General features: G+C 58.6%; 15 protein-coding genes and 1 pseudogene. All 16 read left to right on the top strand.

Annotation, left to right across the window (positions count from 1 at the left end; all coding sequences use genetic code 11):
• Positions 1–523 precede the first annotated feature (523 nt).
• The 16 genes and pseudogenes from BMX17_RS14490 to BMX17_RS14405 all read left to right on the top strand — a co-directional run bounded on the left by BMX17_RS14490 (position 524) and on the right by BMX17_RS14405 (position 14,405).
• On the top strand, positions 524–1,078 hold the full coding sequence (locus BMX17_RS14490; protein WP_092661304.1) for a hypothetical protein: 555 nt from the start codon (positions 524–526) through the stop codon (positions 1,076–1,078).
• Positions 1,079–1,702: 624 nt separating this feature from the next.
• On the top strand, positions 1,703–2,968 hold the full coding sequence (locus BMX17_RS14485) for a Cdc6/Cdc18 family protein (RefSeq protein WP_092661302.1): 1,266 nt from the start codon (positions 1,703–1,705) through the stop codon (positions 2,966–2,968).
• A gap of 630 nt (positions 2,969–3,598) precedes the next feature.
• Positions 3,599–3,934 (top strand): annotated as a pseudogene (locus BMX17_RS14475) (hypothetical protein); the annotation flags it as partial.
• Positions 3,935–4,898: 964 nt separating this feature from the next.
• A complete protein-coding gene (locus tag BMX17_RS14460) occupies positions 4,899–6,005 on the top strand; it encodes a single stranded DNA-binding domain-containing protein (protein WP_092661296.1) in 1,107 nt (368 codons plus the stop codon).
• Positions 6,006–6,418: 413 nt separating this feature from the next.
• Positions 6,419–7,267, top strand: a complete 849-nt coding sequence (locus BMX17_RS14455) for a DUF8172 family protein (RefSeq protein WP_092661294.1) — start codon at positions 6,419–6,421, stop codon at positions 7,265–7,267.
• Positions 7,268–7,762: 495 nt separating this feature from the next.
• Complete coding sequence (locus BMX17_RS14450; protein WP_092661291.1) at positions 7,763–8,161, top strand: hypothetical protein; 399 nt, start codon at positions 7,763–7,765, stop codon at positions 8,159–8,161.
• A 63-nt stretch (positions 8,162–8,224) separates the two neighbouring features.
• Positions 8,225–8,704, top strand: coding sequence for a DNA-processing protein DprA (locus BMX17_RS14445; protein ID WP_092661289.1), 480 nt, complete (start codon positions 8,225–8,227; stop codon positions 8,702–8,704).
• A 176-nt stretch (positions 8,705–8,880) separates the two neighbouring features.
• Positions 8,881–9,135: a type II toxin-antitoxin system HicB family antitoxin gene (locus BMX17_RS14440; protein WP_092661287.1), complete on the top strand. Its 255-nt coding sequence runs from the start codon at positions 8,881–8,883 to the stop codon at positions 9,133–9,135.
• Between the two features lie 15 nt (positions 9,136–9,150).
• Positions 9,151–9,405: a type II toxin-antitoxin system HicA family toxin gene (locus tag BMX17_RS14435; RefSeq protein ID WP_092661285.1), complete on the top strand. Its 255-nt coding sequence runs from the start codon at positions 9,151–9,153 to the stop codon at positions 9,403–9,405.
• 58 nt (positions 9,406–9,463) lie between these two features.
• Complete coding sequence (locus BMX17_RS26170; protein WP_170845421.1) at positions 9,464–9,622, top strand: hypothetical protein; 159 nt, start codon at positions 9,464–9,466, stop codon at positions 9,620–9,622.
• Between the two features lie 38 nt (positions 9,623–9,660).
• Positions 9,661–10,023 (top strand): winged helix-turn-helix domain-containing protein, encoded by a 363-nt coding sequence (locus BMX17_RS14430; protein ID WP_092661283.1) that lies wholly within the window; start codon positions 9,661–9,663, stop codon positions 10,021–10,023.
• Positions 10,016–10,354 carry a hypothetical protein gene (locus BMX17_RS27515; RefSeq protein ID WP_394327909.1) on the top strand — a complete coding sequence of 113 codons (339 nt, stop codon included), beginning with the start codon at positions 10,016–10,018 and terminating at the stop codon, positions 10,352–10,354. Before BMX17_RS14430 ends, BMX17_RS27515 begins: the two co-directional genes overlap by 8 nt.
• 80 nt (positions 10,355–10,434) lie before the next feature.
• Positions 10,435–10,782 (top strand): hypothetical protein, encoded by a 348-nt coding sequence (locus BMX17_RS14420; protein WP_092661281.1) that lies wholly within the window; start codon positions 10,435–10,437, stop codon positions 10,780–10,782.
• 338 nt (positions 10,783–11,120) lie between these two features.
• Complete coding sequence (locus BMX17_RS14415; RefSeq protein ID WP_449272160.1) at positions 11,121–11,774, top strand: DUF7504 family protein; 654 nt, start codon at positions 11,121–11,123, stop codon at positions 11,772–11,774.
• 56 nt (positions 11,775–11,830) lie between these two features.
• The gene (gene rdfA, locus BMX17_RS14410; RefSeq protein ID WP_092661277.1) at positions 11,831–12,508 is read left to right on the top strand and encodes a rod-determining factor RdfA; all 678 of its coding nucleotides are present in this window, start codon (positions 11,831–11,833) and stop codon (positions 12,506–12,508) included.
• 67 nt (positions 12,509–12,575) lie between these two features.
• Positions 12,576–14,405 carry an archaea-specific SMC-related protein gene (locus BMX17_RS14405; RefSeq protein ID WP_092661275.1) on the top strand — a complete coding sequence of 610 codons (1,830 nt, stop codon included), beginning with the start codon at positions 12,576–12,578 and terminating at the stop codon, positions 14,403–14,405.
• The last annotated feature ends 58 nt before the right edge of the window (positions 14,406–14,463 follow it).

Genomic DNA, 14,463 nt, shown 5'->3' with positions numbered 1-14,463 from the left:
AAACACGATAGAACCGCAAGACAACGGTGATTTCAACACCCTTCTGAAAGGGAGATTGTTTACACCACTGTAAACAATTCTACCCCCATCCCTTAGTGTGGTTTTCGCTCTATCCTCCTCATTTCGAAAACAGCCTCTATTTTCGCTCGAAAATGCTGTTTACAGCAAAAACCGCAATACGGCTCTACGTATTCGGGCATATATCCCGGTTCTGTAAATATAGCTTGGACTGCCGGTTACGGATGTAACATCTATTAGCGACCCTCTGCAGATTCCTCCTTCTCTGCTGGATTGCCTCGACTGTTCGATGGTATAGAGTGATATAGGCGGTAGAACTGGAGGAGAACCAGACGAAACAGGGGGTTCAGAGAGCAGCCAGCGATCTGGCATATCAGACGGCTGAGAGAGAACAGGGTTCCCGTCATAGCGTGGGAGGAAGGAGGGAACAAGAGAGGTTGAGCTGACGGTTCGTGTAGGTGGAGAGAAATTTATTTGAGGGCGGGCAGAGATGGTAAGAATATCGATGGATCAGTATACCAGCGACATCGATAGTGTTAGCGACGGCGATGCGAATGTCGAAGCGATCATCGCCGCTGCCGAGGACATACTAGAACAGTACGAGTCCCCATCGTCACCGACTGGCAACGAGACTGGAGAGGGGACAACCTATGCAACCCGTCTCTCCCCAACGGAACAGACGTTTGTCGACGCCGTGGGGGATACCTTCTCGACGAACAAAGCGACGACACTCCGGATTCTGATTAGCTTGGCTGCTGCGCATCTTCTCAACGCAGACTCCTCCATGGAGGAAATCCAGACAATCGAAAACGACCTGGCAACCGTCGCCGATCAGCTGACCGCACTCGAGCGACGGATGCAGACTGTCACCGAGATCAGTGCTCAACTGGATCGGATCGAGGACCGACTCGATCGCGACCAGCAAGAAAGGACGGCGTCGATGGAGCAAGAGCAAACCCCAGCCGAACAGACCGACTGGGATGCCATCGACCCCGACGAGTTCGAACACCCCGGAGAGGGTGTCGAGGTCGATCTGCCGGATCCGGACGAGCTCGACTGACGGGACACTGGAGGCAGTCTTGCACGAATACCTGACCATGGGTGACCGTTCTGGAGGAATCCCGCTTGCAGCGCTCCCGCGATTCCAGGTCGAACTCGAGCATCTGTAAGGCCCGTGCAACTGTACGTACGCTGTAACCCTGCTGACCTCGCGACATACTGGACGCGCTACATCGAGGAGTCCCCCGGCTGTGACGGTTTCCGTGTTGGAAGAGTTGATCGAGGACACGGCTGTTGATGCTCTCGGCTTAAACAGAGAGACTACTGTTTCCGCTACCTCCCGGGGGACGGGGGTATGTCCAATGTAAACTCACGAAGCTCTAGTCCGACTTTCACAACCAGCAACCAACACCTACCTACACCGCAAAGTCTTGCGGAGTACAGATATTGTTTGAGTAGTGGTGTAATAAGCCTTCCCCTGGCCAAAGTTAGATCTGACGTGTGATGGATTCTCTGTCCCTATCGTTCCACTCTTACATTGGACGCACCCCCGTCCCCCGGGTCTGATCGATCTGATCTGATACCACACCACCACCAGCTTACACTAGACGCACCCCCGTAACGCGGACGTCACCGTACCACTCGGACGACAGGGTTATGACCCACCAACCCACACATTGCCTCAATGCGTTCGTTCGGGGATGAAGACTCGATCTTCGTCGACTTAGATCGACTCAACCCAAACACCCAGACGTACCAACCCGACTCGCTCCCCGAGCGAGAAGGGGAACTGAACCAACTCCACTCGACACTGAAGCCGGCAGCGATGGGTTCGACGCCGCTGAACGCGTTTGTGTTCGGCCCGACGGGCCAGGGAAAGACCGTCGGCGTCAAACTAAAGACGAACCAACTGCAGTCCTTCGCGAACGACAACGGCCTCGACCTCCACGTCGTCCACGTCCGCTGCAAGGGGATGGACAAGAGCTACCACGTAATGACGCATCTCCTGAAGGCACTCCGAGAAAAACGCTACGGGCCAGGCGAGGAACTCCCAAGCGGCTACCAGAAGAAGACGCTGCTGTCGATGATTATCGACGAACTCGAGGCGATCGGCGGCACGGTGATCGTCATCCTCGACGAGATCGACGCCATCGGCACCGATGACTACATCCTCTACGAGCTCCCTCGCGCCGAACCCGACGACGTCCGACTCTCGATTATCGGCATCACGAATGACCTCCAGTTCCGCGAGAGCCTAGACGCCGACGTCCGCTCCTCGCTCGGCGAGGACGAAATCGAGTTCGCACCATACGACGCCAACCAACTCAGAGACATCTTGGCTCGGCGCGCGGCCGGTGCCCTTCGTGACACCGACATCGACGATGAGGACGAGCCGTGGCAAACACTCGAGAGCGACGTGCTCACTGACGATGCCATCCCACTCACCAGTGCGCTCGCCGCTCAGGACTCCGGTGACGCTCGTGAGGCAATCAAGCTGCTGTTCCGTGCCTGTCGGTTCGCCGACGATGAGGGCGAATCTGAGGTCACCGAGCAGCACGTCCGCAACGCCCACGAGTATCTTGAGCGGGCTGCCGTCGAGCGCGGGATTAAGTCACTCCCGCTCCAACGTGCGCTGGCGCTTTTGACCGTGACGCACGCGACAGTAACCGGCACTAAGTTGCCGGAGACGAAGGATCTGTACTCGCTGTACGAAGTGTTCTGTGAGCATATCGACGCCAAGGACATCTCTGAACGCCGATTCCGCGACAAGCTCAACGATCTTGCTGATTCGGGTATCTTGGCAAAGACGACGAAGGGCCGTGGCCAGGGGCTTGGGAAGACCAACCGCTACGAACTGGAGATCAAAGCTGAGACCGTACTCGACAATCTTGCCGATGAGAGTCGGATCAAGGACTTAATCCAGGATCTGCTGCGACCGAAAATGGAGTAGGTGACGGGGGTACGTCCGATGTAAGCTCCATCGGAGGTGCGTCCAGTGGAAGGTCCGAACGCACAGCGAACTCCACGGCAACGAGAGCGCTCCGCTCGACACAATAAGATTCGACTCGCTGTGCGTTCTTGCCTTGACCGCCCGCCTTGGTGGTTAGATCCTCCCTTTATGCTAGAACAGCGTACGAACTTGTTCGCTCCTTTGTCTGAGCGAATTACTGTGTTTCTACGCACACCTCTGTATTGCCTTTTCAGTAATTTGCATACTCAGAAACCATAGTTAGTTTACTAGTCTCGCAGTTCGTTGATCAGGGTCGGAACAATAATACCGACTCCGAGAAGGAGAGCAAACTGAATGGGTCGGCTCTCAGTCACTGTCGTTGAGCCATACCAGAGAGCTAATCCAAGAACCACAAAGACTGCCGTTATCTTTGTGTCTGTACTCACCAACCGACTCGACTCTTCTCTCTCATTTCGAGTCATACCTTTGGATTGGGTATCTGGTTATAAACGACTCACTCGCGTTTTCTCAGTCTGAAGCTACTACTTTTCCCTTTTCAGGGGTTCGGTTGCTCGTCTGTACTTACCGATCCACGCTAGAATCTGTCACCCGTTGGATTTCCACCGAACCGTCGACGCCGCGATCGACAAGGGCTGGGCGACGGTTGCGGCGCCGCTCGAGTTCTCCGAACCGGTTGTCTCGCGAGTGATGGACGGGGTCCAGCGGTACATCGCGAACGCAGACGAGCGCCCTGCCGACGAGGTCGAGCGTGCGGACGCCGCCCTCGCCGCCCTCGCTGCCCAGCATCTCAGCGCGGGGACGGTAACCGAGGTCTATATTTACACGACCGATATCGCGGCCGGCGAGGGGGCCGAGACCGTGCTCGCGAGTGAAGGGTACGGGGACTCGGTGACGTTCGTGAACGGGTTCCGGTTCATTGAGGACCTGGTCGCCGGTAACAGCTGACTAATTGCAGTCTGATGATGTTTCGGTAGCTCGATTCCTTTTGGCTCTCGATCGTTCCCAGCTTGTCCCTCGCTCGCTCGTGAGGACTGGTGACCAACAGACCCTGCCCCGACCGGAGACGGCACTGGAAGGAGTCCCACTGGGAGGACTCCGATTCCGATGTGAACGTCGGTGGTGTCGAACACTCCGTGAGCCCTCGCCCGGGTCGCGGTCTCTCTGACGGGATATCTCTCGGTCAGCCGCCAGCACTCGAGATAGGGCCCGCAGAGAGACTACTGCCACCACGCGACCCGGGCTCGCCCTCACAGTCCGCCAGGGGCCCGATTCGATCGGCCGGGAGACTCACTCAGAAGACTGGTGTGTCCCAACGGTTCGCCCCGCTCGCCGCTTACCGGCCTCCGCGTCGCTCGCGACCGACCATTCCGGGCGTGCGGGCGCTCTCCGCACCGCGAGCGCCCGTTCCGGGCTAAAATGAATGTGCCCTCGACGCCATCGGGTAAGCCCGTCGGTTGCGCCCCTCGCAGGCTTTCGCGTTCCAGTGCTTTGTGCCGCCGAGTTGTCCTCGCTGACGCGAGTTTGCCTCGACGACAGTCACACTGGACACGGACCTGCAGTCCGGGCCGGACACGAGCGGGCTTATCCCGATGGACGCTCGCTCCGGCCAGGTCGCCGGAAGACTCACTCCGTTCGTCTTCCGAGCCCTGCCTCGCTGCTCGCGGGTCGCGGTGCTCCCCGCTCGCTAGCCCGTGGCCTCCCCACGGTCGGCCACGCACCGCTCGGCAGGACGGCGCGCGGTGCTGGAAAGGGGTCCGCTTCTCAGGCGCGCTCTCGCTCGCGCCCAGGGGGCGCTCGCGAAGGCGCGAGCGAGAGCGCACAGATGGGTCTGTTGGACGTGACGTCGAGGAAATCCGCGATGTAGTAGCATCGCGGTGTCGGGCGCGTGAGCGCCTTCAGGGTTACTACAATGTACGGTAACAACCATTCGCACAAAAAGGCATCGACGACTGAAAAAGGCGCACTGGCGGAGAAGGAGCGCGATCCGCGTGAGGAACAGATGACGGTGTCGCTGGCCGACAAGGTCAGTGGGCCGGAACACATTCTGGAAGACGTCGCCGAAACGCAGGCTGGCGACGAGCTGGACTTCAGACCGAACAAAGGGATCGACTCGCGTGGAAACTACTACGAGCGTCAGAACGACTACGACTGGACGCGTGATCCGGCGGTTGGTCGGGATCGCCGACACGGTGAAACGCTCGCCCAGCAGGAACGGCGGGTCAGCCGGGAAGCCGAAATGGAGCGCCATCGCGAGGTCGCTCGTGATGCAGATGCGGCCGGCCTCGAGCGGGCGGCATCCTCCAGAGTGCAGAGTGGGGTTGACACGACCTACCAGCAGACGACGGCCGACGAGCGTCCCGACGTGGATCCCCAGGAGCAGGCCGATCCCCGTGGGTGGCTGCAACAAGACGAACTCGCGGCGGTCAACCAGGTGGCGTCCTCACTGGCAGACGAGATGGGCGACGACATCCAGCTGGGGCGGGCTGGCCTCGCGAAGCTGGTTGCACAGCGCGTCCTCGATGGGGCTGACGCCTTCGACGGAGCACTCGGGGTCAAACGGGCGCTCCAGCGGCTGTTCGATGTGGCAGAAACGTTCGATGAAATCGACGTCTTCACCACCTGGAAGACGACGGTCGAAGCCGAGGTCGACTACCTCTTCGAGACGCCGGCGGTCGGCCAGTTCCAGGCGGGATACCTGGAAGACGACGAAGGCGAACGGCGGAAGTTCGTCTACTGGTCGAAGTCCCACCAGTCCAACGGGATGCCCACCCTCCGCGTGGGTGACCGAGTCCGGCTGGAAGAGGTGATGGTCAACGAGTGGAACGGGAAGGCCTGCCTGGCCATCACTGGTCAGCACACGGACATCACCATCGAGGAACGCGGTGATGGGCCGATGCACCGGACGGGGCAGGCAAGCGACGATCCGTCGGTGGCACCCTGGGATGTCGAATCAGACACCCACGCGTGGGTCGAAACGGTGGACGTCGACCGAGCGCTTGAACGGTTCGACGGCTGACGACCCGCCGCCCTTTTTTTGCCGTCACCCGTGGTGGCTGGCCGGCTGGACAGGCGTCTCGTACAGCGCGCGGCGCCACCGACAGACGCAGGCGTCTGTCGAGCCCCCGCTCGCTCCAGGCGTCACTCGCGGGGACGACGGAGCGCTGCGCTCGGCGCATCGCGCGCCTCACGGCGGTCCACCGTGCTCGCGTCGCTGCGCGCGGTCCCTAACAGCACAAGAGGGGGTGCCGGGAACATCTCAACGTCCATTTCTAAGCAGTCTAAGGCGTCATTCACCGGTTCTCATACTCATCTTCCGCCATATACATTTGGACAGTATAGATAATGCGCGTGTCAGTAGTCCTGCTGAACGTGTTCGACCACCACTGGATGTAGTGTGTTTTAATTCGGTCTGTTGCCTACCTTGATTGGATGACTGCCCGTGTCTATTACCATCATCCCGATGATTCTCACTATTCCCTCGCGTATGTCGCGCAAGACAGGGATGAGATAACGACTGCTGGGAAAGACGCGATTATCGAGCACCACGATCTCGGTGAGGAATTCTTTGTGCTGTATACAAATCGTGGGGCGAGCGGTACTGTCGAGGATCTTGACGGGGAGTTTGAAGACGTACTTGATGAGATGTCACCGCAGGATCGGACGATTACAGTGCGGTTGCTCCAGATATTCGAGGAGATTGTCGAGGAAAAAGAGTTGGAAGAGGAAGCGAAGCTCGAGATCTACAAGCAGATTGAACTAGACCGGATCCCCGATGCTATCGCTCGCGTCGACTGGACCGGCACTGCTGTCGATGTCGCAGGGCAGCTGATGTCCACGCTGATTCTGAAACACGCCCTACCTAATGCGAACCACCGGACTTCAATCAGTATGGCACAGTGGTACCTGGAAAGCATCGAAACCGGGTTCTCATTTCCAGACTTTGCGACCGAAGCGTACGACTGGAAGACGTGGGTCAACGAGTATATTTCCGAATCGAAGCGGCTTCTCACGGTTCGCCGGAATACGACGGCGTTCTCGTTACTCTCTGAGTGGGGATGTGACACCGTTGTACGGAAGAATGGCATCGAGATCAGTCTTGCAGAGTATGACCTCGATTTCACGCGTTCAGAAGCGTTGGCGCACTATGGGGATGCGCACACCGAACTCTGTACGGACTTCCTCACTGAATCCGTCACACGTGCCGGACACGACGAACTGGTCAGTACCGACGGTAATGGGAAAGGTGAGTTCGTCTCGTTCTTAGAAGAGGCAGAATAACCGCGCTAATCCTGAAGGTCCGCGACAATGCGCCCAAGCTCCCGGGCATGTTCGCTCTCACTTACGTCGTACCGCTCTTCTATCGAGCGGAGTTGTTCTTGAAATGTCATCGTAGGTGCCTCCAGTTGATTCTGTTCTAACTGAGGGGGTTCCCGCATAAGAACCTTTCCCGACTACCAACTGTAGTACTTGAGGGCGTCTTACAACGGTTCACATAGCTTTTCTCCGCACCCCCGATTCGCTCAGTAGAGAGTGCGAACTGAACACGAGCATCCGCGCGAACGGAGTGAGGCTTCAGCCTTTTTCGCCCACGTTTTTCGAGGAGTGGTGACCGAGCGGAGCGAGGTTACCCGACGATGAAAAAGGTGGCTACACTGAGCAGGAGATTCGCCCTCCGTGCTCTTGAAATCAATTACCGTGGGAACTGTTCAATGACAGCCTGAAAGCGGTCGTCAGGTGTGTTTGTCTTTTCCAGCTGGCTGGAGGAGTTCTTGAATGACTGAGGCTCCCGACGAAGCGCGCGTGTCGCCCGCTGACCAGTTCGACCCGGCTTGGCCTCAGGACATCGATGACCTCGACGATGTTCCCGTTCGCGACGAGTGTCTGACTGACACTGGCCCGGACGCAACGCCGCCGTTCGAGGCAGAAGCCAAGTATAGCTGGCCACTCGACGAGGCTTTCTGTGAAGGCACCACCGTCACCGTCGTCGTGACCGAAGGGACGCAGGAGCTCTTGACGCTCGACATCGTCCCCGTCGAGTACGAAACACCCACCTGGACCGTTCGGACTGGTCCGGCGCTGAAGTGCTTCACCGACGAGATCCAGACCGCCGTCATCGAAGCACTCTCGCTGTCGATGCAGCCACTCGTCGATATCAAATCCCTCGATTCCTGACCGCGCGGGTTTGTGTCCCCCGGGAAAGTGAGGGGGAGTCGGTCCCGCTCGGAGCAACAAGGTATGTCTACAACAGCACCTTCTCGGTCGTGGCACGGCGTCCAGATCACCGAACAAGACGGCCTGTCGGTCGCCATCGTCGGTTCGCGGTCGTTCCCGTTCGAGCAAGCACCCGTCCGCTGTGTCGAAGCCGTCGGCCAAGCACTTCTGGACACCGGCTGGCCAGTCGCTGAAGTCGTCTCCGGTGGCGCCGATGGTGTCGACACCGCCGCCGCAGCGCTGGCCGACGTCGGGAACATTCCCCTGACCGTCCTCGAACCAGACTGGGACACCTACGGCGAGGCTGCTGGCCCTCGGCGGAACACGAGGATCGTCCAGCGTGCAGACGCAGTCCTCGCGTTTTGGAACGGAACATCTCCCGGAACGCGTGACACCCTTGCGAAGGCCCGAGCAGTCCTTGGCGACGATCAGATCGCCCTCCGTGGGATCGGTGATGCAGATCCGGACCTGCAGCTGATCGATCCGGTTGATCCAAATCAGTAGCGTTTAACCAACATTTGGCACGCAGAACCGCATTTTCGGACGTGTTAGGTCGCGGTGTTGGTTAACGGCTTCCGCGAACCGACTCTCGGGGAGCGTTTGTTCTCTCCAGGGGGTGCGAGTCCCCCTTCTGGGACCTGCAACAAACACTTACGGAGGACCAACGAATGTCTATTCACATGAGTTCCGGCGACGATAGCGAGGAGATCAGGCTGACCCGACCCGAAGGTCAGGACGGCTGGACGGCTGTCGACATCGCGACTGGCGTCGCCAGCCAGGGTCGCACCCGTGAGGAAGCCCTCGAGAACTTGGACGAAGCCCTCGCCGGTTACCACGGCGCCGGCGAGGAACCGTCCGATGACGAACTTCGAGCCCTTGGTGTCGATCCGGCAGAGAACGAATCGAGCGGTGACCTTCCCTCGGTTCTGCAGTAAGATTTGGTGAGTTCGATGGTGACACGTGACTTCTCCGGGAGAGACATCTACAGCGTTCTGGTTAACGAGGGGAATTTCACTCACGTTCGGACGAACGGTGACCACCTCATCCTTCGGTGGCAACCGCCAGACAACCACGACACCGAACCGCGAACGGTGGTCGTACCCGCCCACGATCGGGTGAACATCGGCACGCTCCGACAGATCGCAGACCAAGCAGGCGCAAACGACTTCGAGGCGTTCTGCGCCTGGATTGACCGGCACTGTTGACCCGGTTGGCCGGGTGTTGCCTCCCGACGTTTGTCCTTCCCAGACGGGCGAGGGAACTATGAGTACCAGCACGTCGACGTCGAGGAGCAAGATCCGATGTTTCGGATGTCGAGACCTGTTCGACACTCTTGAAGAGTACCAGCGCCACAGCAAGTGTGCCGACTGTATGCTTACCGGCGAAACGTGGGTGACAGTTGAAGAGGAACTCGAACTCTGAACACAACGGCTTAGTACATCCAATACATACTAATACATATGCCCATCAGCACAGATCGCTTCGAGAATATTGATGAGGAGGCCGACGAGCCTACCCCCGGGACAAATCCGCACAAGATTCTCTCGTTTTTGGAAGCAAATCCTGATCAGGCATTCACACAGAGCGAGATCGCTGAAGAGACAGATGTGACCCGGGGCTCTGTCGGCCCGACACTCGTCCGACTGCGGAAGTCGGGACGGGTTGACCACCGGGGCAAATACTGGCGAATAAGCGATCACACCCAGAGCCTTGATGATGCAGCTGACCACGCGGGTGCCGTCGCAGCCAGTTACGAAGAGGAGGCTTTCGACTACGACGAGTGGCAGGCCCACGCGGTCGATCCACGACAAGATCGTGAGTAGTAGCGCCTTCCAGAAGGGAGACGTTTTCTGGGCACCGGACCCGTTCAGACAAGGATCGAATCCACGCCTGTGGCTCGTGCTGGCTGCAGATTCACTCCCGTATCCGGGGCAGGAGTACATTTGTGCAGCGTTGACGACGAGTGATCTGCCAGCTAATTACGAAGTCGGTAGCGGTTGGATTACCGGACAGAACCCACAGAAGACTTCGTACTGTTCACCGTGGGTCGTGGCGACGATCAAAGATCGAGCGGTCGTCAATCCGCAAGGTGAAATCACGACGACATTCACTGATCGAATGATCTCCGAGTGTACAGTGTATCTGGATCCATAATTGCCGTCGACGAGTAGCTGCGATCCAACAGATCGTAAGCGTTCGTTTGTGTCCCCCAAGCAGAGTGGAGGAGTTCAACCATGTCCAGCGACACCCAGCAGACGGACGCACTGCCCGCCAGTCTCGAGTCGGATCTCGAATTTCGACTGATTCTCACCCTACTTGAACAGCAGGCCGAGCCGCGCGATGCCTCACGTCACGACGGCGCTGCCTGTCGCGCCTGTGGCCGCGGTGACGCCGTCGTCTCGAAGTCCCGCCGGGAGTACGACACGACCGTCGAACGACATGTGTGTGCCCGCTGTGAAGCCTACGGCGCGACGCTGATCCGGGCCCGGCGTGGGCAACCTGCGCGAGTGCGTTCGCTCGGCGACGTTCAGACGTTCGATCTGGCTGACGATGCTAACGCCCGCTTCCGCGGGACGTTCTGAGGCTCGGCGACAGAATCGCTAGCCGTAGCGGCGAGAGGGTTTTCACCGGTGCCTCTCTGCTATCCACAGAAAGGACCTCAGCGCACGCGCCGGCGGCGGGGCCGCCTCACCGCGCGCACGGACCAGATCCACGCGCCGACGGGGCGCTGCGCTCGGCGCGGCGCACGCGCCTCGCGGCGGTCCACCGTGCTCGCGTCGCTGCGCGCGGTCCCGCACAACAATTGAGTGTGAAGGTGCCTAGGAAGAAAAAATAGTAAGTAGATCGCATCTGCATAGGTGGGTAGAGAACTCCCAGAACGCACTGGGACGGGCAGAGAAAATCATCAATCTACTGGCCTATGCTTTTGAATGACTTTGACCCCTGTTCGCAGGACGAGTTTCGAAGTGGGCTCACCAGTCTCGAAACGGACGGCAGTGCGATTCTCGTTGTCGGCGCCGTCGACGACAGCTCGTTTGCTCACATGAGCTCGCAGTTATTTGGCGACCCAGCGCTCGGTCGGACGCCAGTCGTCGGTAGTCCCGACGGCGAACCCGCATTTGAGGACCGCCTTGCTGATGCTGGCTTCGATCCAGCAGATAATATGAGCCATCACTCGCTCGGGCTCGGCGATCCAGATCTCGAGACAGTCCGCAATCGGCTCAGTCGCGCGCTGTGGCTGAACGCCAGTCCAAACAACGCTGACCCCGGAACCATCCGGGTCGGTATCGAGATTACTTCCCTTCTCGAGACAACGGATCCCGACACAGTGGTCGAGACTCTCACCCCAATTCGTAACCTCAGCAAGGAATTCCACGCCATGACACACTTGATCTACCGGAATTCACTGGAAACGCTACTCGATAGGTTCGACGACGGTCAACTGGAGACTGCGTTTGACATCATCGTTCGCCTTCGTGACACAGGAGAAGAGAATCCAGAACAGCAGTGGGTTCTCCTCGAACAGAACTGTACCAGCGACTGGATCGACCCCTCGTCGGTCGTCAACCGGTGAGAGAGTCGAATTTATACTTCTCGGAATTCAATCGATTCCCTACAGGCTTCCTACTCATGCGACAGAGATTCTGCTGCAAGACCGGCGAGATGATCAACAAGTACGAGTTCGACAAAGAGGAGATGGACAGCACACTCGTCGCGAAGTGGCGTGGCGAGAACGGCCACGACGAACTCGGCATCAACGACCTTGAACACTGGTTCAACAAGCAGATTCTCACGCTCTACTATCAGAGGAACGGGCGGCCGGATCCCGAGTACAAAATCGACGCCGAATACGAAGTGCTTGCTGACGACGACATTCCTGACCACAAACGCGCCGAGCTCGTGAGCGAACTCGAAGCCGAGGGGATTGACGTCGAGACGATGACTGACGATTTCGTCTCCTACAGCACGATTTATCGGCATTTCAGCGAGTGTATTGACGCCGAGAAAGGCAGCGACGATGACGATAATACCGACACCGACTGGGAGCGCGACGGGATCGACCTCGCCAAAGAGAACTTCCGGGACCGCGTGACCAAATCACTCCGAACGCTCAGTAACAAAGACCGGCTGGCCGGCTACGAGAACGCCGAACTCGAATTCTCGGCCTCCCTCCGCTGTGATCACTGTCCCACGCGTGTCCCTGTGGAGACTGCTGTTGAACAGGGCTATGTCTGTGCCACTCACAACGATCTCGATATTGCACCGGACGCGAGTTCTGTCGAAGTCGTCTCCAGCTTCTTAGCGTGAACCCAGTCCCCTAGCCGATGATAATCCTACAGAAGTTAAGAACCCACACCACGTTCTACTGAAGTAGATGACGTGGCAGCTGGAGATATCCAATATCGCGGGGATTCGCGACGGGACAGCAATGATCCACCCAGGAATCAACGCAGTCCAGGCCTCGAACTGGCAGGGCAAAACATCCCTGATTACTGCGATCCGGACGGTCCTCGGGGGCGAGGTCTCCGCGACCACGCTCACTGACGGAGAGTCAAAGGGCTCCGTCCACCTGCAGACACCCGATGACGAATATCAAGTCACGCTCCAACAGAGTGCAGGGACCGTCTCTCGGTCAGGGACGCCGTATCTAACCGATGAACAGGACCAGATCTGTGCCGAACTGTTCGCGTTTCTCGATGAGGACAACGCCATCCGGACTGCTGTCCGCGATGGTGCAGACCTCACGCCACATCTGATTCGGCCACTCGAACAGGAGAACATCAGCGAGCAGATCCAGTCACTCCAGGAACAGCGTCGAGCCGCCGAATCGGACCTCGAAGACGCTGAACGGGCGGCCGAGAAACTGACCGCCAAAACCGAGGAGATCACGTCACTCGAATCCAAACTCGAGGAACTAGAAGATGAACTCGCCGAAATCGATGGCGACGAGTCCGACTCCGGTGACCAAGAGGCACTGGAAGACGACCTCGCAGACGCCCGTCGTCAGCGAGAACGCGCCCAACAGCGGGTGTCCCGGCTCGAAGCCAAAATCGAGTCACTGGAATCTCAGATCGAAGACAAAGAGGCAGCACTGGACGCCATCGACGTACCATCAGCCCCCGATTTGAAAGTCCAACTCAAGGACAAGCAACAGAGTGTTCGCGAACTCTCCGGGGAAATCGAGACGCTCGAAACACTGTACAATACGAACGAGCGAGTGTTAGAGGAAGGTCATCTCGACCTTGTAGCCGACGTCGACCGCCAGATCGACACCGACCAGCTCTCCTGCTGGGTCTGTGGCCACGAGACGACACGCGACGATATTCAGGCCCAGATCGATGCACTGAGCGAGGCCATTTCTGAGCGACGGGAGCAACGGTCGACGCTCAAAACTGAGGTCAGCGACCTCAAGGAGCGACAGAAGGAGATCCGACAGCAGCGCCAGGAAAAGCAATCACTCGAAGAGGACCTGTCCTCGCTTCGGTCGACGCTCAGTGAATCTCAAGACGAACTCGAAGAGGCTCGCTCGGATCTTGAAGAGGTGATGGACCGAGTCGACGAACTGGAATCGCAGGTCGAGGAAACGGACGACCGCCGCAGTACGCTGGAACAGGAGATCGCCCGAACGGAGGCAACGCTCGAACAGCGTCGCACAGTGAAGTCAGAGCTCGAAGACGAGGCCGCTCAGCGTGATGACCTGCAGGCTCAGATCGATGAGTTGAGCCAGGAAATCCAATCGCTGCGAGCCCGTCGCGAGCATGTGATCGCAACCGCTCGCGAGGCGTTCGATCACGCGCTCGAAGATGTCGTCGAGAAATTCGATCCCAGCTTCGAGAGTGCACGGCTCGAAAAGCACGTTGACCCAGACACCGGCGAAACATCTGACCTCGAACTCATCATTGCTCGCGATGGCCGGGAAATCACCGTCGACGCCATGTCCGAGGGTGAGGTCGAGCTCGTCGGCTTCATCGCTGCCCTCGCTGGCTATGAAGCCTTCAGCGTCGCCGACCGAGTGCCGTGTATGTTGCTGGACGATATTGGGGGTCTCGCCAGCGAACATCTCCAGACGCTCGTGGACTACCTCAGCGACCGGACCGAGTACGTCGTGACGACGGCCTACCCCGAAGCAGGCGACTTCGGTGGCACAGTTCTTTCGCCCGATGACTGGGACGTGGTCTCGGATCAAACGGAAGCTGTTGCCTAAGTCACAGACTATCTTGGCTACTATCAGCAACTACTGAGAAGGAGTGGGGCGTCCGCTC

The sequence above is a fragment of the Halorientalis persicus genome (assembly GCF_900110215.1).
Lineage (GTDB): Archaea > Halobacteriota > Halobacteria > Halobacteriales > Haloarculaceae > Halorientalis > Halorientalis persica.
This window is presented reverse-complemented; position numbering and strand designations above follow the sequence as displayed.